The sequence below is a fragment of the Labrenzia sp. ATLA3 genome, assembly GCF_057180185.1.
This window is the reverse complement of the sequence record NZ_JBXUKV010000004.1, coordinates 485,614-507,669: the sequence shown is the minus strand read 5'-3', so window position 1 is coordinate 507,669 and position 22,056 is coordinate 485,614. Positions and strand designations below refer to the sequence as shown.

Here is a 22,056-nt window from a genome sequence, read left to right as displayed (position 1 = left end):
TTTGGTTATCGGGACGTTAACCCCCTTCGGGACCTTGTCTGAAATGGCAGTGAGATTGTCCTGCGCAACCGGGTGACGGTGCCCACAAATATCAGTGTCTTTACTGCGGAAGGAGCAGTCTAGCAGCGGTCCGCAGGCGCAGAAAACGCCGAATTTGGCGGTGTTTGACTTGTCTGCATCCCGTTTGGCGAAGCAATCGGAAAAAAATTCGTCGTGGTGATCAAGGTCACCGAAACAGATGACGGGAGGTGGGCAGAAGTTCGGATGGACTGTGCTGGCCGCAATCAAACCAGTGAGCCTGCGCATATTGCGAGTCAGGTTTTGATCTGCCCGCAGCAGAACCTTAACGAACGGGCCGTGAGCGGCGTTGCCGGTTCTATGGAAGGGGAAGGGCAGCCATGACTATGGGAGAGAGGGAGGAGGCGCAAAGACCGGCGAGCGTGTCATCAGGGCGACCTGCCGAGCGCGTTTGCTCCGCCTAAAAAGAGAAAAGCGGGCCGAAGCCCGCTTTCCAATGTCGTTTTAACCGGAGTTTTCGGCTTAGAAGAGACGCAGAACGTTCTGGTCTGCCTGTGCTGCGAAGGACAGCGAGGTAGAAGCCAGCTGCTGACGTGTCTGAAGTGCCAGCAGGTTTGCACCTTCTTCGTTGGTATCGGCCAGCGTCAGCTTGCCTGCACCTTCTTCCAGCGTGTTGATCAGGTTCTTGGTGAAGTCCTGACGGTTTTCAACGATGGAGAGGTTGGTACCGAAGGAGGAAGCCTGTGTTCTCAGGTTGCCAAGAGCTGTGTTCAAGCGATCAACGACCCGGTTAATGTCGCTGTCCGTTGCAAACCCACTGTCGGAAATCGCCGAGATGTTGATCCCGTCGGTATCCGCCGCAAAGCCGGAGCTTGCGAAGTCTGCGTTGTCACTGGTCAGCGATAGGTCGGTTTCGGACGTGATGGTGATCTTGCCCGAGCCGGTGTCGAAGTTGGCGGAAATGCCGTTGAAGTCGTTGATGAAGTTCTCCAGATCATCAACGGTGCTGTCGTCTTCGATCTCGAAGGAGCCGAGTTCGTAGCCGTTGCCGTCGGTCAGTGTCAGCGTATCGCCGACAGAGAACGAACCGGATTCGATCAGCGAGTCGGTCGTCGAAGTGAAGGCCGTTGCGTCGACATTGGAGCCCGTCAGGACAGTCGTTGTCGAGTCGTTGCTGATGTAGAAGTCTTCATCCGAGTAGATGCTCAGTTCGCCGGTGTCATTGTCGAATTCGGCGCGCACACCGGAAATGGCATTGAGGCCATCAACGAGGTCCTGAACAGTTGCCCCGCCGGAGACGCCGCTCGTACCGGAGATAACGGCCGGAGTGGTAGCGGTGTCGTCGATGAAGCTAAGGGAGCTCGTGGTAGAAGCGACCAGCGTGGATTCGGAGAGAGTCGAGCTGGTGTTCAGAGCGGAGCCGCCTGCATCCTGCAGGGTGAAGGTGGCTGAACCACCCTGGAGCTGCAGGGTTGAGGAAGCGCCTTCGCCTTCTGCCAGGTCGGAGAGGTTCAGACCGGTGGACAGGGCGGTGTCGGTGTAGTCAACAGCTTCAATGTCGAGCTTCGAAGTGGAGTCTTCGTTGAAGATGGTTCTCAGGTCGTTGCCTTCACCTGCGAGCAGGTTCTTGCCTTTGTAACCGGAGTCCTTCGCCAGGTCTTCGATCTGCGTCAGCAGGTCGTTGTACTGAGAGGCAAACTGCTTGCGCTCATACTGGCTCTGGGTCTGCAGGGCCTGGTTGGCCTTTGCTTTTGCAGATTCAACGAGCTTCGTGATGCTCTGGATGCCCTGATCGGCAGCCTTCAGCGTCTGTGTGGACTGGCCCATGTCGTCCAGAAGAGTGGACAGGTCGTTTGCACGGGAGGTCAGGCCGGAAGCCGTGAAGAAGCTGTTCGGATTGTCCAGAGCAGAGTTCACCTTCTTGCCGGTCGCCAGCTTGTTCTGGACTTCAGACATGAACTGAGCGGTGGACTGGAGGGTGTTGAGGTTCGCGCGAACCCCACTGGACAGAGTAATATCAGCCATGATGTTTCCTTTCTAGGAATACTAGGTACGAGGACCCTTCCTGGATCCGAGGAACATCTATCGGCGGTTTCTTGTAACAACTTCTAAACAAAGATGGTTAGCGAGAATTAACCTTAACAGCGCCCTAAGCCGAGCAACTAAAATCATTGCCAGAAAGAGTTGAGTTCATTGTTTTTAAATAGATATTTCAACTGAAGTGAAACTCTTAACGGCGCAAGTCGAATACTTGACGACCCGGTTTGAAAGGGCGCTTCGGTCTTGCAAATTTCCCTGAAGAAAGTCGGTTTGCCGGTAGCCTGACAAAGTTGTTAACCCGCGGTCCAGGTGCGGCCAATGAAAGTGCCGGGAACAGCGCAAACAAGGGGGAACCAACAGACTGTCGTTACTGTGCTGTCAGGCAGATCTGCAGGAGGTGATTGCCGTCAAGTTTCCAAGAGCGAGCTTCGCAAGGCAATGGGCCAGAGGCGCCGGGGGAGGGAAGAACGCAGTTCGGTGTGCTGAAGAAGGGGGCGTGGCCTGACGTGCATCAAGGGGAGGTGATGCTTGTGACCCGGATGCACTGGAAAGAGCAGAAAATGACCGGCAGACAGTTACCAAGGGCATGCCTGCCGTCGCAAACAGGCGAGGGACGAGCGTCAGGTAGGTGCCGGTCAGATGACGCGCTGCACCGGTTCCGTGGTCGCCTGGCTCTGTTGCGATTGGATGGACTCATTGTAAGCCCGTAGCCGCAACAGCGTTTCAGCGGGAATCTGGCGAACGACCTGACCGGTTTCGGTATTGGTCGCGACATAGACCAGGCTTTCATATTCCTGATCGAAGACATTCTGCCGTTCGACCGTGGAAGAAAACCGCTCGCTCAGCGAACGCTGGTCGCGTTCGTTGTTCGCACTACGCTGTCCGTTTTGCGTCTCGGTGGACGGTCTGACGGTCTCTTCGACCGGAAGGTCCGTCTCAACAGAGGGAGCATTGCGCTCCGGAGCCCGTGTAACCGGCGTTATCGCCGTGTATGTCGGCGATGGCGGCCGGGCCAATCCCGTGTCCAACATCTTTTCCTCCGGGTGACTAACAACTTTTACCCGATAGATGGAGAAGACTAACGTAAGGGAATGAATCCTCCGTTAACGAAATGATTAGACTTTTAAGGGTTGCGATCTATCCGATTGTCGCTGTTCCTGATTCGTTGCCGCAGGCAGGTTCAGGCGCGAAAATAGAAAATCAGATGAGCTGAGCGTGTCTGGTAAATACACGAAAAGCTCCCAAAAAGGGAGCTTTTCTTCTCGAAGGGTTTTGCTTCGATTGCGTTAAAGGTTGGTCGTAACCTTCAAAGCGACTGATTGACCGCAATGCCACGGGCAGACTGTGGGCCAACCGGTGCGGAGCCGTTGCGTCCATATGTTGTCGGTGCGTTGGCGTTTTTCGCACCGGCCGCCTTGGCCACTGATGCGACGATGTTGTTGGCAACCTCTCTTGCGGTTGAAAGCACAGCAAGGTTGATGCGCAGGACAGGCTGGAACTCGGCATGCTGCCGACGGAGTGATTGGGTGGAGGACGGAGACAGGTTGCCCAGGGCAACCGCGTGTTCCTTGGCGGTCATCATACCACGCGTATACTCGTGGATCAGACGGGCCTTGTCCGGCTGAAGTTCGCCGGCCTCCCGGAGTTTTCCTGCCCTGACCAGATCGGTTTCCATTTCAATCACGGACAACAGGGCTTCCATCGTGCTCGACAGGGCAGAGCAGAACTGCTCGGCTTCCTGCTGGCTGGCAGGCCGGTCCAGGGAAAACGGAAAGGTGGAGGCGTTGGCTTGTGCGGTCATCTTGACCCCTCTTGCAATGCGAGCAGTTCGCGTTCCACGCTGTCGGCCAGGCCGATGCCGCCGGATGCGGCGATGTTGCGTGCATATTCGTCAACCAGAAGGCTCTGCCAGGCATCCGCCCCGTGGCCCTTGCCCCAGGTGCCGCCGTTCTCAAGACCCGTGAACATGTTCTGGAGCATGGTGTTCAGGAAAACGGCCTCGAACTCCTCGGCTGCTTCGCGAACCCGTGTCTTGTTTGTCCGGTCAACGCCGCGCAGCGTGTCCAGCGGGCTTTGTTGAAAGGATGCGGGAGAAACCAGTTCGGCCATCAGAGCACCTCGATGTCGGCCTGGAGGGCGCCTGCGGCCTTGATGGCCTGCAGGATAGAAATCATGTCGCGCGGACCGATGCCCAGAGCGTTCAGTCCATCGACAAGCTGTTTCAGTGTCACGGTCTGCGGAACGATGGCGAGTTTGGAACCGTCCTCGTCAACGCTCACGTCAGAGCGCGGTACGACGGCGGTCTGGCCGTTGGCGAAAGGCAGCGGCTGCGAGACCTGCGGAGATTCGGCGATGGTCACGGTCAGGTTGCCCTGGGCAACGGCGACCATGGACACTTTCACGTCCTGGCCCATGACGATGATGCCTGAATTCTCGTCGATGACGATACGGGCGGCCAGATCCGGCTCGACGATCAATTGTTCGATGTCGGTCAGGAGATCGACAATGTTGCCGTCGTACTGCTGGGGCAGATCGATGCGCACGGTGGCTGGATCGAGAGGCTCAGCGGTCGGCATACCGATCAGTTCGTTGACGGACAGCGCAACGCGCCGTGCTGTGGTCAGATCCGGATTACGGAGGGCGAGGCGGAGTGTGGTCAGAGAGGCAAGCTTGAAATCCAGCTCACGTTCCACAAGGCCACCATTTGCGATGCGTCCTGCCGTGGGAACTCCGCGTACCACGGAGGCGGCGTCAGCCTGGGCGGAAAAGCCGCCGATGGCGATCGACCCCTGGGCGATGGCGTAGACTTCGCCATCAGCGCCGACCAGAGGCGTGACCAGCAGTGTGCCGCCCTGAAGCGAGTCAGAATCCCCAAGCGCGCTCACGTTGACGTCGATCCGGGTTCCCTGAGTGGAGAAGGGCGGCAGATTGGCGGTCACCATGACAGCGGCGACAGTGTTGGTGTTGAGGTCGATATTGCGGGTGTTGACGCCGAGGCGTTCCAGCATGGCTTGCAAGCTCTGCTGGGTGAAAGGCGAGTTGTTGAGCGAGTCGCCGGTTCCGTTCAGGCCGACCACGAGGCCGTAGCCAATCAGCTGGTTTTCGCGAATGCCTTCGAAATCGGCAATGTCCTTGATGCGGGACGCGGCCTGAGCCGGCGCCATCAAGGCTGTTGCCGCAATTGCGGCGGCAGCTCCCAGAAGCGCCACCCGCTTGAACCCTCTGCAGATCATGTCACCAACTTGTCGCATTACTGATCCGGTCCGTCTTTGTGTTTCCGGCGCAGGTGCCGGGAGACAATTTCTTGAAATGTGCAATGCGAGAGCCGTGCCACTTTTGCAAAAGCGGTGGGTCTTTGTATCAAAGTGACGGAATTCTGCGCTCTTTGCTGGTATGATGGCCAGCATGTCCACGTAAAACTGTCGTTTGAGGTTAAAGAAATGGACCTGCCGGTCGGCAAATATTGCCTCACCCCCAAGGACTCATTTACCCTTACCGGCAGAATCTGACGGGCTGAGCTGCTCCGTACGCCAGAATTACCGTCAGTCCGACTGAAAGATCGATCATGCGTATTACAGGCAACAAACCCATTACTGGCGTTCGGGGCCGAGATGCCAAGAAGGGCGTCTCCTCTGGCGGCAACCAGTTCGCGCCGGATCTGGGGGGAGAGGTCTCGCAGTCTTCCCAGACCGCAGGCGGCGCCTCCATACAGGGCATGGATGCCTTGCTGGCCTTGCAGGAGGTCGACGACCGCGCCGAGCGTCGCTCTCGCGCTGCCAAGCACGGGCACAATCTTCTGGACACGCTGGAATCCGTTCGGACCGACCTGCTTGCCGGGCACGTCTCGGAAGACAGGCTGGAACTGCTTGCCAGGCAGGTTTCCAAACGCCAGTCGAGCGGCGATCCGGAGGTCGATTCAGTGCTGGAAGAGATCGAATTGCGGGTCAAAGTCGAGCTCGCCAAGCTTGGGCGATTCCAGGACTGAGCGTAGCTGAATATCGGTAAAATTTGCCATCACAACGACTAAAATTAACGCAACGTCTTGAAAGGTATAAACTTTCCTTGATGCCATTTTTAACAAATGAACCGTTGTCGGCTGGGGGAACGGTCTATATATTGCGCCCGGCATAACGGTAATCCGGAGCTATCGATGACGGTAGAAATTGAGTCTGAATATCGACCCTCGGAAGACGAGCCGTTCATGAACGACAGGCAGCGCGAGTACTTTCGCAACAAGCTGCTTGTGTGGAAAGAAGAGATCCTGAAGGAAAGCAAGGAAACCCTCGCCAATCTTCAGGAGGAAAGCCAGAACCACCCAGACTTTGCCGACCGTGCGTCGTCCGAAACAGACCGCTCCATTGAACTGCGTGCCAGGGACCGGCAGCGGAAACTGATTTCGAAGATTGATGATGCGTTGGAACGCATTACGGACGGGAGTTATGGCTATTGCGAAGAGACCGGCGAGCCGATCTCTCTTCGGCGACTCGAGGCGCGCCCGATCGCAACTTTGTCGATCGAGGCTCAGGAAGCCCACGAGCGTCGGGAAAAAGTGTATCGCGACGACTGATTTCCAGAAACGGCCGGTTTGCCGCACAGACGGCAGATCCGTAACGACTTTCAAGACCTTCCCCTTGTGGGAAGGTTTTTTTATGTCTGCAGCCTGACATCTCGTGCGGACAGTCCCACGCAACGTCATCCTGAACAAGACCGTCAGATCCGTCTCGAAGGATGGCTGGCACACCTAGGTGCAGGCGGCCGATCCTTCGAGACAGTGCTTCGTGTTTCCTAAGGATAAGGTTGGGGGACGCTTGCTCGTTAAAGCAGGATTACCTCAGTCGCGAACGTCAGAGCGTGATCCGGTAACGGGCAAAGCCATCTGCGCCGTCGCCGGCCGGTTCGATCTTGACCCCTTCTACTGATGCGGCGTGTTCCGTGCCGCCCTGGCCGGTTTCAAACAGAACGGTGGTGTCAGGCATCGGCTTGAAAGACCAGTTGGCATCTGCTGACGGGTTGATGGTGCCCTGTTCGACGATGTAGCGGACCAGAACGTCGCGGTTGGTGTCCGGGCCAACAAATATGACGACGTCGTCGTTGATACCGGGGAAATTGCCGCCGCCGCCTGCGCGGTAGTTGTTGGTCGCAACAACGAAGGTGGCTTCCGGGTCGAGCGGAGCGCCGTCAAACTGCAGATTGACGATGCGGTTGGCATCCGGATTGATCACTTCGCCCTTGGAGTCATATTTCGACGGCTGGCTCAGATCGATCTGATAGGTGACGCCGTCGATCACATCGAAATTGTAACTCGGAAACTCCGGGTTGATCAGCGTCTGGTCGGTCTTGCCCGGCTCGATTTGCTGGAAAATGCCGGCAGAACGTTCCAGCCATTCCTTAACCGTGCTGCCCTTGATGGCGACCGCGCGTACGGTGTTCGGATAAAGATAGAGATCGGCCACGTTCTTGATGGCGACATCACCGACTGGAACGTCGGTGTAATAGTCCGGGCCGCCACGGCCACCGGCCTTGAAAGGGGCAGCGGCGGAGAGCACTGGCAGGCCCTCCCATTCGGTGCCCTTCAGCATCTGCTCAATGTACCAGATCTGAGCCTTTGACACGATCTGGACGCTCGGATCGTCAGCCACCAGGGCAAAGTAGGAATGCAAGGGGGCGGACGTCTTGCCGACGGGGCGGCGGACATAGGCAAGGGTTGCCTCATGGTCTTCCTGCACGGCGTCGAGCACATCTTGCTGGCTCTCCACCAGCGGCGTGACGGTGCGGCCTTCCTTTTCATAGATCGGGCGGGCTTCGGTCATGAAATTGGCAACACGCCAGCCGTTACCGTCGCGCTCGATCATCAGGTCGATGACGCCCAGATGCGATCCCCAGAAACCGCCCATGGCGGCGGGTTTGCCGAACAGGGTGCCCTTTTCGCTGTCGACACCCGGCAGGCCCTCGTATTGAGGGCCGGGGAAAACAAGATGCTGGTGACCGGTAAAGACGGCGTCGATGCCGTCGACACCGGCAAGGTGCAGCGAGGCGTTTTCCATGCCTTCGGAAAAATCGTTGGCGTCGATTCCCGAGTGGGAGAGGGCGATCACAAGGTCGCAGCCCTGTTCGCGCATTTCCGGGACGAAGGCCTTGGCGGTCTCGACAATGTCGCGCGCATTGGCGTTGCCTTCCAGATGGCGGCGGTCCCAGTTCATGATCTGTGGCGGCACAAAGCCGATGAAGCCGATCTTGATCGGATAAGCCTGTCCTGCACCATCCGTGACCTGCTTTTCGACGATCACATAGGGCTTCAAAAACAGGGTGTCGTCCCGCGGATTGCCCGCAAGTGTGCTTCCCTTGACGAGGTTTGCGCACACAACCGGGAAATTGGCGCCGGCCAGCACTTTCGTCATGAAGTCCAGGCCGTAGTTGAATTCATGGTTGCCGAGCGTTGCCGCGTCGAAATCGAGAACGTTCATGCCCTTGATCACGGGGTGCAGGTCGCCCTCGCGCATGCCGCGTTCATAGGCGACATAGTCCCCCATCGGGTTGCCCTGCAAGAAATCGCCATTGTCCACCAGAACGGAATTGGTCGCTTCATTCCGGATGTCGCGGATCAGTGTGGCTGTGCGGGCAAGGCCGGCGGTATCGACCGGTTTGTCGCTGTAATAGTCGTAAGGAAACACATGGACGTGGAGGTCCGTGGTCTCCATCAGACGAAGGTGCGCCGTGCCTTCCTTGGCCAGAACGGAATAAGGGTGAAGCGCAGCCGTGAAGCCTGTTGCCGCTGCGCCCATCAGGAGCGTGCGCCGCGAGATCGAAAAGTCTTTGAGAGTGGACATGAGTTGGCTCCTGTTCGGCCGCTCAATGGTTGGTGTCTATGTTGCCTGGCGAAACAGCGCAAAGACAGGCCGGCAGCCGCCCGTGCCAGCCGTGCGCCATGTGTTCGCAACTAACGGTATTGGTCCGCAAGAGTGTCACATGTATGACAGGAATTGCTGCCCGGAACGGCAGTTTTGTCAAGCTGGATCGTCTGCGGTCAATGCAGGCTCATTCGCTGATCTGTTCAGCCATGACCGAGATCGTTTCCACATAGACGCTGGCTTTGTTCCATTGTTTGAGAACCTTGTAGTTGGCCGTGCCCGGGCCCCAGCCCTGGCCGCGGCGCCAACCTTTTTTTGCCAGGTAATTGGCTGTGGAGGCCAGTACATCCGGAATGGACCGGATCAGGTCCTTGCGGCCATCGCGGTCATAGTCGACAGCATAGCGGACATAACTGGTTGCCAGAAACTGGGTCTGCCCGAGTTCTCCCGCCCATGCCCCCTTCATTTCCGCCGGCTGCATGTCCCGTCTTTGAACGATCGTCAGCGCGGCGACCAGCTCCTCGGTGAAGAAAGCCGACCGACGGCAATCGTAGGCGAGCGTTGCGAGAGAGCGAAGAACCGGCATGTTGCCGGAGAAACTGCCGTAGTTGGTTTCAAGGCCCCAGATCGACAGGATGATGGGGGCGGGCACACCGTATTTCTTTTCGATGCCCCGGAACATGCGGGCGTAGGTCTTGCCGAGTTGCTTGCCACGCCGGATCATCGCGTTGTTGACGCGCTTGGCATAGAACTGTTTGAAGCTGAGTTTGAAGGATTTCTGGTTCCGGTCCAGCGAAATGACCTTCTTGTTGTATTTCACGTTCTTGAGAGCCGATTCCACGACCCTTTTCTTGAGGCCGTAGCTTTGAGAATTTGCAATGAAAGCCTGTTTCCAGGCGTCAAAACCGCCCGGGCCGTTGCCGCATGAAGCACTCCAGGCGGAAGGGGCGGACAGAAGAACAAAACCAAAGACGACTGCTGAAAGGAGGCGCATCGAATCCCCGCTGGGCCAATATAAGATAATCACCATTCTATCCGAAAAAGCGGTAGCGTCATCGGGGAGATAGAGGAAAAAGAGATCTATCGGAGGACAAACCCGGCCCCGTCTTTTCCCGTCGCCGGAAAATCACGGCTCGTGCCGGATGAAGGGGGTGTAAGAGCGGGCGTCGGGGTGAAGGGTTCCGTCCCGGTCGAAGTCGCTGTCGGCATTGAATGCGATTTTCGGCAGAGTTTCGAACCTGGCGATTGTGTCCCGGTGGTGGTCGAGCTCGTTTTGAAGGCGCGTTTCCAGCTCTTCTTTTGCCGCGCCCTTGTGATAGCCGTGAACACCGTGAACAATCCGGGGCACCAGAACGCTGAAACCCAGATAGCGCAGCGTATAGGCCATCGGCCAAAGCAGCATCTGAATGTCGCCTTCCTTGCCGTTGTTGGCACTTTCGCTCGCCCTGGAGCCCATCGTGACGCAGAAAAGCGCAGGTTTGCCCCGGAAGCGGCCGGTATCGAAGCGATTGGACGTATCGTGCAGGCCGCCGTTGGTCAGAACACGCTCGCACCAGCCTTTCAAAATGGCAGGGGGCGCGAACCACCAGACCGGAAAATGAAACACGATCCGGTCGGCCCTGCGCAGCTTTTCGATTTCGTGCCCGACAATCGCCGGAAGATCATCGGCCTGGGAGGCGGCCTCCTGGGTCTTCAGGATGTCGTAGGGATCGCTGACGATGTCTGCAGCATAATGCTCCGCCCGTTCCGCCGGATCGAAACCGAGCTGATAGAGGTCTGACCAAAGAACCTCGCCACCTTCAGACAGGCATGCCGCTTCGGTGGCGTGCGCCCAGGCGGCGTTGAAGGAGGTATGCGCAGGATGGGCAAGAACGATCAGGGTTGTGGTCACGCGGTCGGACCTTCCGGGTGGAACAGCAAATCACACAAGGCTTTTGTAACTGGTCTGTTCCGGTCTGAAAATGAGAACGGGCACGATGCTCGGGGAGCGAGACATCGTGCCCGTCATCAGCCGGTCCGGTGGCGCTTCTAGAACACGCCGCCGGCTTCGGCCGGGGGACTGATAAAGGCTGGGGATCAGAACGGCAGCAGGATATCCAGGACCTGGTTGCCGACCCGGGGCTGCTGGACGTCGGTAATCTGGCCACGGCCGCCATACCCGATCCGCGCTTCCGCGATCTGCTCGCTGGCGATGCGGTTGTCGGATGTGATGTCCTCTGGTCTGACGATACCGGCGACGATCAGTTCGCGGACTTCGAAGTTCACGCGCACTTCCTGCCGACCTTCGATCACCATGTTGCCGTTCGGCAGAACCTGGGTCACCACGGCGGCGACTGTGGTCTGCAGGGTTTCGTTGCGGTCGACACTTCCGTCGCCGGAGAAGCTGGAGTCGCTATTGACGTTGGCCAGATCGCTGGCAGCAGTACTTGCCGGCAGGAAGATGGTGTCGATCGCGGTGCCGAGGGCGCCACCGACGCCTGCGCCGCTGGTTTCGCTGCGTTTGCGCTCTGTCTTGTTCTCGATCTCGGCCTGGTCATCGATGGTCACGACAACAGTCAGGATATCGCCGACCTGGCTGGCGCGCTGATCCCTGAAGAACGCGCGACTGCCGGACTGCCATAAGGAGTTCGGATTGTAATGGGCCTGCTGCGGTTCGGGCATGGGCATCTGCACCGGCCGGTAACCCGGAGTGGTCGTCGGATCCTGAATGGCATTCAGGGCTGGCTGTTGGCCGACATTCGCAAGTTTGTCGGCAGTGCCGCAGCCTGCAGCGAGGGTCGAAAGGGCGATGCTTGCCAGCAGGTGTCTGGGAAAGGTGCTCAGCATTTTATTTTTTCTCGCTGTTCAAGCTTGCAACAATTGGATTGGCGGCGTGAACGCGGACCTGGCCGCGGGAGGTAATCATCGCGGGCACGATGCGCCGCGACTGCAGGTTCATGACATCGATCACGTCGCCCTTTGCGCCATGATCCATGGCCTGCGCCCGAGAGGTCAGCTTCATGCCCGGCATGACGTAGGTCACGGTTATCTTCTCACCGCGCTCGATCAGGATCGGGCGCTGAAGGTCGTTGCGAGACAGGGGGGCATTTGCGCGCAAGGTGGAGCGGGCCTGCTTGCCGACGATGTCTTCGTACTCGGTGAGGGCGCCTGCAGGAACCTTGGTGCGTGCCTGGCGAACGATGTTCACGTCTTCTTCGCGGACAATGTCGCCCCGGCGCACGGGCTGCACCAGAACCAGCACATCGACCATCTCGGTGGCAACGCCGCTCAAGGTCAGAGGCTCGGTGCCGACTTCGACAGCCACGGTTGCCTGGATCGTGAAGCGGCCGCTCGACTTGTTCCACTCAACACGGTCAATCCGGATCGGATCGTGCACCTTGGGGTCGGCGAGAACCTCATCAGGTGCCTGCAACAGGCGGATATCCAGGCGCTCGGCGTCGAGGCCGGCATTGCGCTCCGCCAGCGCCTGGCGGGCAAGCCCGGCGAGCTGGTCATGGTTCAGCCGTGTTGCACCCCGATGGACAACAACTGTTCTCAGGCCGTCGGTGCCTGCCGTTTCCAGTCCGGCCGCGCGGGCCCGCTCGGCGACGACATCCGCCGGCACATTGCCGGAAGTCCCCATGTCCGGAGACCTGAACAAAGGCTTGGAAGCCAGCAGCCCGGCGTTTGAGTAGAAGTCGCCAACGGTCACGATGTCCGACAGGGTCATGACCTGCGACCGCAAGACCGGCTTTTCGTCCGCCTTGTTACCCGCCTGGGCCGGAAGGGCAAGGACGCCCGCCAGCAACAGTCCGGATACGGCTTTCAGCAGATGTCTCATCATCGTCTCAAGCCTCGGTCTTAGCGGAGGTTCGTGGTGGTGGAATACATCTCGTCGGCGGCCTGGATGATCTGTGAGTTCATCTCGTAGGCGCGCTGGGCGGAAATCAGGTCTGCGATTTCCGTCACTGCATCCACATTGGCCATTTCAAGAAAATACTGCTGCACCGTGCCGTAGCTCTCGTCACCCGGATTGCTCGTTTCCGGGGCGCCGCTGGCGTCGGTTTCCAGGTAAAGGTTGTCGCCGATGGCTTCGAGACCGGCCTTGTTGACGAAGCGCGCAAGCTGGATCTGACCGAGCTGCACCGTGTTCCCGGCCTGGTCGACACCCTGGACGACACCGGTGTTTGAAATGGTGACGTCCTTCACCGCTTGCGGAATGTTGATGCCCGGATTGACGGTATAGCCGTCAATGGTCACGAGCTGCCCGTTGGCATCGCGCTCGAACGAACCGTCGCGGGTGTAAGCTGTCCCCCCATCGGGCATGTCGATCTGGAAGAAGCCTTCTCCGCGGATGGCAACATCCAGTTCCTTGCCGGTCTGTTCGAGAGAGCCCTGGGACATGATACGGCCGGTGGCCGCGATCTTGACGCCGGACCCGATCTGGATGCCGGTCGGGACGATGGTGCCGGTATCGGATGTTTCCGTGCCCATGCGGCGAAGGTTCTGGTAGAGCAGGTCCTGGAAGTCGGCGCGCTGCTTCTTGAAGCCCGTCGTCCGCATGTTGGCGACGTTGTTCGAAATAACTTCGACGTTCAGTTCCTGGGCCTTCATGCCGGTTGCGGCGATGTGAAGTGCTTTCATGGTCGTGATCCCTTAGAGGCTCTTAGGCCTGCAGTTTGCCGAGGGTCGAGATCGCCTGCCGGCGCAACTCATCCAGGTCTTTCACCATTTTGGATGTGGAGTCGTAAGCGCGCGTCACTTCGATGAGGCGCGTGACTTCGGTGATGCCGTAGACGTTGGATCCTTCCACGGCGCCCTGCACCAGACGCACTTCCTGGGCCGGTATCGGGTTTTCACCCTTGAACATCGTGTTACCGATCTTCTCCAGCGTCCGGGGATCCTCGAAATCAACGACCTTGATGCGCCCGCGAATGCCCAGACGGGTGGAGATCGTGCCGTCCTGGGCTATCTCGACGCGGCCGTCCTCGGCACGAAAAGTGATTGGACCGGCTTCGGTCATGACCGGACTGCCGTCTGCGGAGATCAACTGGCCGGTTGCATCGAGCTTGAATGCGCCGCTGCGCGTATAGGCTTCGGTACCGTCGGGCATTTGCACGGCGAAAAAACCCTCGCTGTTGAGGGCCAGATCGAATTCGTTTCCGGTCATATGGACCGGACCGTCCGTGAAGTCGGTCCGAGTCGTGAACATGTCGACGTAGGAAATGGCGCGGTCCTGCGGCTCAAAGGCCGAGCCGTCCGCCACCGGCATGATGTATTCCGCGAAATGCAGATTCTGCGATTTGAACCCGGACGTATTGATGTTCGCCATGTTGTTGGCGATCACGTCCAGATGGTTCCGCAGGATCGATTGCCTTGATAAGGCAACTAGTTGAGCGTTCTCCATAGTGAACGGTTCCCTTCGTGCTCCCCGATTGAGCCGGCCAATCTCCCCAGATCCGCTGGCTCGTTAAGGTTAATGCACGAGGTGTGCCAGTTTTTAAGTCCTTGGGAAATCTGGGTAAAAAGCAAATGGGGCGGGTGCATGCGGCAAGAGATTCCGGCAGAAGTTAACCACTTGGCAATTTTTGCCTAGTGACTCGCGTTAATGGGCTGGTAACCATTCGTTAACCATTAACACTTTAGTAATAAATAAGCGCGCGCGAGCGCCTGCGGATCGGAGTGCGGAATGACGGATGAAAATGCCGCAGCCGGAGAAGACGGCGAGGATGGAGCTGAAGCTGGTGGCGGTGGCCGCAAGAAGAAGCTGATCCTTTTCGGCGGCATCGGTCTGGTGGTTCTGCTCGCAGCGGGTGGGGCGGGGTATTATTTTCTGATGGGATCTAGCGCGCCTGCGCCGGTTCCGGGAGACCCCGAGGCGCCTCAGCAAGTGCAAAAGCCGGTGGTCTTCTACGATCTGCCGGAAATGACGGTGAATTTGGCGACGGAAGGGCGCACGACCTATCTCAAGGTCAGGATTGCCCTGGAAGTCGAAAACCGCGCGATGATCGATCAGATCCAGCCGTATCTGCCGAGGATCCTGGATGCGTTTCAGATCTATCTGCGTGAGCTTCGCCCTGCGGACCTGGAAGGGTCTGCCGGTTTGTTCCGCCTGAAGGAAGAATTGCTCAGGCGGATCAATCTGTCGGTCTATCCGGCGAAAGTTGAAGGGGTGCTGTTCAAGGAAATCCTTGTCCAGTGACTTTATAGATGTCTGATATCGACGACGAAGACGACCTGTCCGAAGAGGACATGGCCGATGCCTGGGGAGCCGCTCTTGCAGAGCAGGGTGCGGGCAGTGACGACGACGATGACCTCGCCGCGGCGTGGGGTGCTGCTCTAGAGGAGCAGGGCGCTGGCAGTTCCGACGACATGGCGGCCCAGTGGGCGGCCATGATCGACGACAGCGAGCCGGATCTGGAAAACGCCACGCGCGGTGCCGATCGTGTTCTGAACCAGGAAGAAATCGACAACCTCCTCGGCTTCAACATCGAGGACACGATTGCGGGAGACCAGAGCGGCATCCGCGCTCTGATCAACTCGGCGATGGTCTCCTACGAGCGTCTGCCGATGCTCGAAATCGTGTTCGACCGTCTGGTGCGTCTGACGACCACATCTTTGCGCAACTTCACGTCCGACAACGTGGAAGTGTCGCTCGATTCCATCAGCTCGGTCCGGTTCGGCGATTACCTGAACTCCATTCCGCTGCCGGCTATTCTCGGTGTCTTCAAGGCCGAGGAATGGGACGGTTTTGGCCTGGTCACAGTCGAATCCAGTCTGATCTATTCGATCATCGACGTGCTTCTCGGCGGTGGGCGGGGAACCTCTGCGGTACGTGTCGAAGGCCGGCCTTACACCACGATCGAAACCGGTCTGGTTCAGCAGATGGTGGCGCTGATCCTGCAGGACGCCGAGCACGCCTTCGCACCGCTGTCGCCGGTTCACTTCAACCTGGAACGTCTGGAGACGAACCCGCGCTTTGCCGCGATCTCCCGGCCCGCCAACGCCGCCATTCTCGTCGAACTCAGAATCGACATGGAAGATCGGGGCGGGTCCGTCGAAATCATGATGCCCTATGCAACGCTGGAGCCGATCCGCGATCTGCTGCTGCAAATGTTCATGGGGGAAAAGTTTGGCCGCGACCCGATCTGGGAAGGCCACCTGGCGACTGAAATTCACGCCGCCGAAGTCGAAGTCGATGCTGTTCTTTACGAAACTTACCTGCCACTCGGACGGGTGCTCAGTCTGGACGTCGGTCAGACGCTTGTCTTCGACAAGGAGCCGGCCGATCCGGTGACGATCAAATGCGGCAACATTCCCCTGACCGAGGGCACACTCGGCAAGGTGGACGATGCCATTGCCATCCGTGTCGCAAAGAATTTGCGCAAGCCAAAAATGACGCTGGCCGCCTTCGAACGCGCCATGCAAAGCGAAATGGGGGACCAATGAGCACATTGCCACTCGGAATGATCATTGAAGGACTGGTTGCTGTTCTTCTGGTGATCACCATCGGCTATTGCTTCACGCTGAACAGCCGCCTGCAACGGTTGCGAGCCGATGAAGAGGTCCTGCGGGCAACCATTTCGGAGCTGATGACGGCAACGGAAATTGCCGAGCGTGCCATTCTCGGCCTCAAGACGACCGCCGCGGAGGCTGACAAGACTCTCGGAAGCCGTCTTAAGCAAGCAGAAACCATGTCTCATACTCTCGCCGAACAAGTCGGCGAAGGTGAGTTAGTGTTTACCAGGATATCGCAGATTGCAGAGGCGGCCCGTTCGGCCGCACCGCAAAGAGAAGCGGTGACGAGAAGCGATCCCTATGCGGCCCCGCCGCAACTGGAGCCGCAACCGGCGCCGCAACAATATGCGCCTCAGGCTGCTGCCTATGCCCAGGCAGCTCCGGCCGTGGAGCCGGAGCGCCGCAGAAGCAGCCGGGCTTCCGATATCCGCAGTGCAGCGGCGGAGGCAACGGCGCGGCTGGAACAATTCCGTAAGAGGAACGGTGCTGCTGCATGAACCTGAGACTGCTGCCTTTGTTGGGAATCTCGGCAAGCGCTCTGCTGGCCCTGAAGCTGCTTGGCTTTGCGCTGGGTCCGCAAAGCAGCAACCTTCCCATCAATGGCGCAGTCGCACAGGAAACGCCGGGAGACGGCAACGGAAACATGGCTGAGCCAACCGGGGAGGCGGCCATGGACGGTCCACCGCCACCGCCGCCGCCGCCTGGTGGCGGAGTTCCTGGTGAACCGGCCTTGCCGGACAGTCTGGAAATCGGTGGTTCGGCCGCCGAGCGCGCGGTTCTGGAAAGCCTTGGCAGGCGGCGTGAAACACTGCAGGAGCAGGAAGGCCAGCTGGACCTTCGCGAGAAGCTGCTTCAGGCCACGGAAGAGCGCATTCAAAAGCGGGTCAACGAGCTGAAGAAGCTTGAGGAACGCATCGAGGCAGCGGTCGGACAGAAGCAGGAGCAGGAAGAAAGCGAGATCGCCGGCCTGGTGACCATGTATGAAAGCATGAAGCCAAAGGATGCCGCGCGGATCTTCAATCGGTTGAGCCTGCCGGTCCTGCTGAAGGTGGTGCGGCAGATGAAGCCTCGCAAGATGGCGGATATCCTCGGAAAAATGGATCCGGAAGCAGCCGAACGCATGACTGTGGCCATCGCCAATGCCTCTCCGATGCCTTCCGCGGACACAGAACCGACGCAGGCTCAGGCGCAAGTGCCGGAGGCGCTGCCGAAAATTCCGTCAAACTGACCGGAAAGGCCGGATTCCCGCGTACCGCGTAAGGGCACGTTAACAAGACCTGACTAACAATAGTGTGTTGGCGTCATCCGAGGACAGAGCATCTTGCCAGGACCTATCCTGACATACCAGACCGGCAGAATTCCCGCGTTTGCGGACGGGGTGCGCGTTTTCGCTCATCTGCTGGCTGCTGTCTGGCTTGGCCTTGTCTGTCTGACCGGGGTCGCCTTGGCCCAATCCGACAATCTTGAACCGGTCGATCTGAGCGTTTCCCAGGAAGAGGGCTATGGCCGTATCGTCCTGACCTTCAAGGATCGCACCCTGCTACCGATCTATGACGCGGTCATTACCGGCGGGGTCCTGCGGATCTCGTTCGAAGATCCGATCGACATCAATGTCGACGACGTTCCGCTGGACCTCGGCAATTACGTGACCATCGCCCGCCGTGACCCGGACGGCAGTGCCATCCGGTTTGCGCTGAAGAACCAGTTCCAGATCAATACGCTGGAAGCCGGTGAAAAGCTGTTTATCGACTTGCTGCCGCTGAACTGGCAGGGCTTGCCGCCGGGGCTTCCGGATGACGTCGTGCGCGATCTTGCCAAGCGCGCCGAAGAGGCAATGCGCAAGGTTCGTGCGCTTGAGCAGGCGCGCCTGAAGGCCCAGGAAGGTCCCGAGGTAACGCTGCATGTGGGCGAGCATCCGACGTTTACCCGTCTGGTGTTCGACTGGTCGATCAGGTTCGACACCGCTTTCGTGCGTGAAAACGACATCATCAAGGTGACGTTCAATCACCCTGCACAGCTCGACATTGCCCATTTGCGCGCGCATCTGCCCCAGGGCGTGATCGACGCGACGTCCTTCCTGGACCAGGGGAAGCTGAAGTTCCTGATGCGCGTCGAGCCGTCGGTCGACATCCGGGCGTTCCGTGAGGAACAGACCTATGTCATCGACGTGACGCCGGAGAACATGGAAGTCAACGATCCGGCAAATGCGCTGATCAACAAGGAACTGTCCGTCGAGGACAATGAAAACCGCAAGAACATGATTACCGCGCCGGGCCTGCGGGACATGCGCGAAGTCAAGAATCCGCGCGGAAATCCGCAGACCAAGGCAGCCTCGTCGGCGAGTGGCGGGGCGTTGAAGGAATCCAGGGCCGATGAATCGCCGGCCTATATCGTGGTTCCGCTTGAAAGCAGCAAGCCCGACGAAGGCGCGCAGGCTCCACAAACACCGCAGCCGTCGCCTGGTGAGGTTCCAGGCCCGTCCGCGTCGCTGCAGGCCGAGCCGGATCCGGAATCGGGCCGCGCTCAAGCGCCTGCTGAAACACAGCTTGCCATGGTTCCGCGCGCCAAGCCGCGCTTGCAGGACGATCCGCCGCCCGGGTTGGACGGCGGGATCGAGATCGCAGCCGCTGGTGTTGACGCACTCCCGACCGCTTCGGCGGTCGAAACGCTTCCTGCCCCCGAGCTTGTTGCCGCCGTGCTGCCGGTATCGGCTGACGCTTTGGCAGATGTGCTGACGACAGCTGCCATTCCTGCAACGGAGGCACCAGGCGAGACCGCGGCCGAAACCCAGTCCGGCGACGGCCCGATAACTGTTGCCCAGGCGACAGATCCCGGTGCTTTGCCACTGAACGAAGTGCTTCCGGAAGATGGCGAAATCGTCCGGGAGGCACCGATGCTGGATCTATCGACCCGGCAGATCAATGACCAGCAGCAGGAAGCAGCGCCCGAGAATAACGGTATTCCGACCCTGGAACCGGTTGAGGCGATGGACCAGGGCAGCCAGCCCGATGCGCCTGATGGTACGGCGCCGGTTCAGATCCTCAACTCTCCGACACTCGGCAGCGGTGAGGTTCCGGCCGGGATACAGCTTCCCGACCAGCAGCAGTCTGAGCCCGAAACCTGGCGTGCCACCGGTGGGCAGGAGTTGAACCAGCAGCGCCCGTCACCTGAACAGCCGCCGGAAAATTTTGCCCAAGAAGTCCGCAATTTCGTTTCCGCCGAGGCTCGGCGCATCGGCAACACAGTCCGGGTGGTGTTTCCGTTTTCCGAGCCGGTCTCCAGCGCGGTGTTCCGCCGCAACGACAGCATCTGGCTGGTGTTTGACACCGATGCCACGATCGACACCAGAGGGATGGTTTCGGCGCTGGCCGAAACAGCAGAAACCATCGATGTTCAGCAATACGAGGATTACCAGATCCTGCGTATGGATATGACCGATCCGGTGCTGGCCACCGTGGGGGTTGATGGAAACGCCTGGTCGCTTGTGATTGGCGATCTGATCCTGGAGCCGTCCATTCCGCTTCAACTGGAGCGGAACGTGCGGGGCGACGGTGGCTCCGTGCTGCGCGTCCTCTATCAGGATCCGCAGAATATCCGTCAGGTGACGGACCCCTTCGTGGGCGACACGATTTCGCTCGTCACCGGGTTTGGTCCGCCGCGGGGTCTGTTGAAGCCCCAGACGTTTGTAGATCTGGATGCGCTGAGTTCCGCTCAGGGCATTGCTGTCGTGCCCAAGTCCGATGGTCTGAAGATGAAGATCATCGGGGATGATGTGATCATCGAAAAGGAAGGCGGTCTTGCGCTTTCCAGCGATCGTTTGCGCGGCGGCACCGGTTCGAGAAGCACGATCGTCGATCCGGAGGAAAGCAACTTCATTGAATTCGTTTCCCTGAGCACGGAAGGCCCGGGCGCTTATCGCACCCGCCTGCTGGAGCTTCAGGATAAACTGGCGAAGGCTCAGCCAGGCAAGCGGCGCAAGGCGTTGATGGCACTCTCGCGGTTCTATCTGGCGCATCAGTTTGCGCAGGAAGCGCTGGGATTGATGAAGCTTGCGCTGGAGGAAGAACCTGCCCTGGCCGAAGACAGCTCGTTCAACCTCATGATGGGGGCTGCACAGACCCTGGCAAACCGGCCTGACATCGCGTTTGCGCATCTGAACCGGCCGGACCTGAAGAACAGCCCCGATGCTGCGGTCTGGCAGACGATTGTCGATGTCAAACTGGGCAACTGGACATCCGCCCGCATTGCAATGCCCAGAGGACGGGCCGTTGTCGGCAACTATCCTTCGGCGATCCAGACGGAATTCAAGCTCGCCGCCGCCCAGGCCATGGTTGAAGTCAACGATTTCGGCGTTGCCAACGGTATGCTGGCGGAGATCGAGCCTTCCGAAGTGACGCGGACGCAGGCCGCCCGCTACGATATTCTGCGTGGCCGCGTTGCCGATGCTTCCGGCCGCTCGCAGGAAGCGTTGACCGTGTTTGACCTCGTGACCAAGTCCGAGGATCGGCCGCGCGCCGCCGAAGCGGAATACCGCGCCCTCAGGATCCGGTACCGGGATGGTGAACTTACCGTCGATGAGGCCATCGACCAGCTTGCCGGACTGGCAACGTCCTGGCGCGGCGATGAAATCGAATTGAAGACCCTGCGGTTTCTGGCGCAGCTCTACGCCGAACAGGGCCAGTATCGCGAAGCGTTCGAAGCCATGAAATCGGCGGTTCAGGCCGAGCCCGATGCGGACACCACGCGGTTGCTGCAGGAAGAAATGAACGGCCTTTTCAGCGCGCTGTTCCTCGACGGCAAGGCGGATGAAATGCCGCCAGTGAAGGCGCTGGCACTGTTTTATGATTTCCGTGAGCTGGTGCCGATCGGTCGTCAGGGCGACGAGATGGTCCGCCTTCTGGCGAAAAAGCTGGTGGAAGTCGATTTGCTGGATCAGGCGACTGAATTGCTGCGCCACCAGGTCGACAATCGGTTGAAAGGTGGGGCCCGGGCGCAGATTGCAGCGGATCTGGCCGCGATCTACCTGATGGACCGCAAGGCCGAAGAAGCCTTGCGGGTGCTCAACCGGACGCGGCAGGCGAGCCTGCCTTCGACACTGGAGCGCCAGCGCAACATCGTTGAGGCCCGTGCGCTGACCGAAAGCGGACGTCCCGATCTTGCGCTTGAGCTGGTTCGCAACATGCGCGGGTCGGATGTCGACCGGCTGCGGGCGGATACCTTCTGGGCAGCTGAAAGCTGGAGGGACGCCGGTGAACAACTTGAAGCCATGCACGGCTCACGCTGGTCCGACAATATTCCGCTGGACGAGCTGGAACGCCGCGACATCCTGAGGGCCGCTATTGCCTATTCTCTGGCGGGCGATCAGCTCAGCCTGGAGCGGCTGCAAACGAAATACATGAAGAAGATGTCCGACAGCCCGGAGGCCATGGCCTTTGAGGTCGTCACCCGGCCGATTGAGGCGCAGGGCGTCGAGTTTCTCGAAGTTGCCAACAGTCTGGCCGATGTCGACTCCCTCGAAACATTCCTGAAGGAATACCGGCGCCAGTATATGTCGCCTGACCGCAGCCCGGATCAGTCCGCGGCTGGTCCTGTCACGGATGAGGCGGCGGGCTGAAGCTCAGCCCATTTGACGAAGATTTGGCGCAATATGCTG

General features: G+C 59.2%; 19 protein-coding genes. 7 read left to right on the top strand and 12 right to left on the bottom strand.

Annotation, left to right across the window (positions count from 1 at the left end; genetic code table 11):
- Window positions 1–540: 540 nt before the first annotated feature.
- The 5 genes from AC2A6O_RS13860 to AC2A6O_RS13840 form a co-directional block, all read right to left on the bottom strand.
- Entirely contained in the window at window positions 541–2,043 is a 1,503-nt protein-coding gene (locus tag AC2A6O_RS13860) for a flagellin N-terminal helical domain-containing protein (RefSeq protein WP_148586210.1), read from the bottom strand.
- Window positions 2,044–2,693: 650 nt separating this feature from the next.
- On the bottom strand, window positions 2,694–3,089 hold the full coding sequence (locus AC2A6O_RS13855; RefSeq protein WP_148586211.1) for a hypothetical protein: 396 nt from the start codon (window positions 3,087–3,089) through the stop codon (window positions 2,694–2,696).
- 275 nt (window positions 3,090–3,364) lie between these two features.
- Window positions 3,365–3,859: a flagellar protein FlgN gene (locus tag AC2A6O_RS13850; protein ID WP_148586212.1), complete on the bottom strand. Its 495-nt coding sequence runs from the start codon at window positions 3,857–3,859 to the stop codon at window positions 3,365–3,367.
- Window positions 3,856–4,167 (bottom strand): rod-binding protein, encoded by a 312-nt coding sequence (locus tag AC2A6O_RS13845; RefSeq protein ID WP_148586213.1) that lies wholly within the window; start codon window positions 4,165–4,167, stop codon window positions 3,856–3,858. The genes AC2A6O_RS13850 and AC2A6O_RS13845 overlap by 4 nt, the downstream gene beginning before the upstream one ends.
- On the bottom strand, window positions 4,167–5,291 hold the full coding sequence (locus tag AC2A6O_RS13840; protein ID WP_162855105.1) for a flagellar basal body P-ring protein FlgI: 1,125 nt from the start codon (window positions 5,289–5,291) through the stop codon (window positions 4,167–4,169). The genes AC2A6O_RS13845 and AC2A6O_RS13840 overlap by 1 nt, the downstream gene beginning before the upstream one ends.
- Before the next feature lie 332 nt (window positions 5,292–5,623).
- Between AC2A6O_RS13840 and AC2A6O_RS13835 the strand changes: the two genes are divergently transcribed.
- Window positions 5,624–6,043: a flagellar assembly protein FliX gene (locus AC2A6O_RS13835; RefSeq protein ID WP_162855081.1), complete on the top strand. Its 420-nt coding sequence runs from the start codon at window positions 5,624–5,626 to the stop codon at window positions 6,041–6,043.
- A gap of 165 nt (window positions 6,044–6,208) precedes the next feature.
- Window positions 6,209–6,625: an RNA polymerase-binding protein DksA gene (gene dksA, locus AC2A6O_RS13830; protein WP_006932683.1), complete on the top strand. Its 417-nt coding sequence runs from the start codon at window positions 6,209–6,211 to the stop codon at window positions 6,623–6,625.
- 277 nt (window positions 6,626–6,902) lie between these two features.
- On the opposite strand, the gene AC2A6O_RS13825 is transcribed toward dksA, so the two are convergent.
- From AC2A6O_RS13825 to flgF, 7 genes are all read right to left on the bottom strand, one after another.
- Window positions 6,903–8,885 (bottom strand): bifunctional 2',3'-cyclic-nucleotide 2'-phosphodiesterase/3'-nucleotidase, encoded by a 1,983-nt coding sequence (locus AC2A6O_RS13825; RefSeq protein WP_498927856.1) that lies wholly within the window; start codon window positions 8,883–8,885, stop codon window positions 6,903–6,905.
- Window positions 8,886–9,093: 208 nt separating this feature from the next.
- A complete protein-coding gene (locus AC2A6O_RS13820; RefSeq protein WP_148586216.1) occupies window positions 9,094–9,900 on the bottom strand; it encodes a lytic murein transglycosylase in 807 nt (268 codons plus the stop codon).
- Between the two features lie 132 nt (window positions 9,901–10,032).
- Window positions 10,033–10,797: an NAD(P)H-dependent oxidoreductase gene (locus tag AC2A6O_RS13815; protein WP_498927854.1), complete on the bottom strand. Its 765-nt coding sequence runs from the start codon at window positions 10,795–10,797 to the stop codon at window positions 10,033–10,035.
- Window positions 10,798–10,982: 185 nt separating this feature from the next.
- On the bottom strand, window positions 10,983–11,732 hold the full coding sequence (flgH, locus tag AC2A6O_RS13810; protein ID WP_148586218.1) for a flagellar basal body L-ring protein FlgH: 750 nt from the start codon (window positions 11,730–11,732) through the stop codon (window positions 10,983–10,985).
- 1 nt (window position 11,733) lies between these two features.
- Window positions 11,734–12,729 (bottom strand): flagellar basal body P-ring formation chaperone FlgA, encoded by a 996-nt coding sequence (flgA, locus tag AC2A6O_RS13805; protein WP_498927851.1) that lies wholly within the window; start codon window positions 12,727–12,729, stop codon window positions 11,734–11,736.
- A 17-nt stretch (window positions 12,730–12,746) separates the two neighbouring features.
- Window positions 12,747–13,529 carry a flagellar basal-body rod protein FlgG gene (gene flgG / locus AC2A6O_RS13800; RefSeq protein WP_148586220.1) on the bottom strand — a complete coding sequence of 261 codons (783 nt, stop codon included), beginning with the start codon at window positions 13,527–13,529 and terminating at the stop codon, window positions 12,747–12,749.
- 22 nt (window positions 13,530–13,551) lie between these two features.
- On the bottom strand, window positions 13,552–14,292 hold the full coding sequence (flgF, locus tag AC2A6O_RS13795) for a flagellar basal-body rod protein FlgF (RefSeq protein WP_148586221.1): 741 nt from the start codon (window positions 14,290–14,292) through the stop codon (window positions 13,552–13,554).
- 282 nt (window positions 14,293–14,574) lie between these two features.
- Here flgF and AC2A6O_RS13790 point away from each other — a divergent pair, with 282 nt between their 5' ends.
- The 5 genes from AC2A6O_RS13790 (at window position 14,575) to AC2A6O_RS13770 (ending at window position 22,017) form a co-directional block, all read left to right on the top strand.
- Window positions 14,575–15,087, top strand: coding sequence for a flagellar basal body-associated FliL family protein (locus AC2A6O_RS13790; RefSeq protein WP_205514199.1), 513 nt, complete (start codon window positions 14,575–14,577; stop codon window positions 15,085–15,087).
- Between the two features lie 50 nt (window positions 15,088–15,137).
- A complete protein-coding gene (gene fliM / locus AC2A6O_RS13785; protein ID WP_148587297.1) occupies window positions 15,138–16,334 on the top strand; it encodes a flagellar motor switch protein FliM in 1,197 nt (398 codons plus the stop codon).
- Window positions 16,331–16,900 carry a DUF6468 domain-containing protein gene (locus tag AC2A6O_RS13780; protein ID WP_498927848.1) on the top strand — a complete coding sequence of 190 codons (570 nt, stop codon included), beginning with the start codon at window positions 16,331–16,333 and terminating at the stop codon, window positions 16,898–16,900. The genes fliM and AC2A6O_RS13780 overlap by 4 nt, the downstream gene beginning before the upstream one ends.
- Window positions 16,897–17,631 carry a MotE family protein gene (locus AC2A6O_RS13775; protein ID WP_498927846.1) on the top strand — a complete coding sequence of 245 codons (735 nt, stop codon included), beginning with the start codon at window positions 16,897–16,899 and terminating at the stop codon, window positions 17,629–17,631. Before AC2A6O_RS13780 ends, AC2A6O_RS13775 begins: the two co-directional genes overlap by 4 nt.
- A gap of 93 nt (window positions 17,632–17,724) precedes the next feature.
- Window positions 17,725–22,017 (top strand): hypothetical protein, encoded by a 4,293-nt coding sequence (locus AC2A6O_RS13770; RefSeq protein WP_498927843.1) that lies wholly within the window; start codon window positions 17,725–17,727, stop codon window positions 22,015–22,017.
- Window positions 22,018–22,056: the final 39 nt, after the last annotated feature.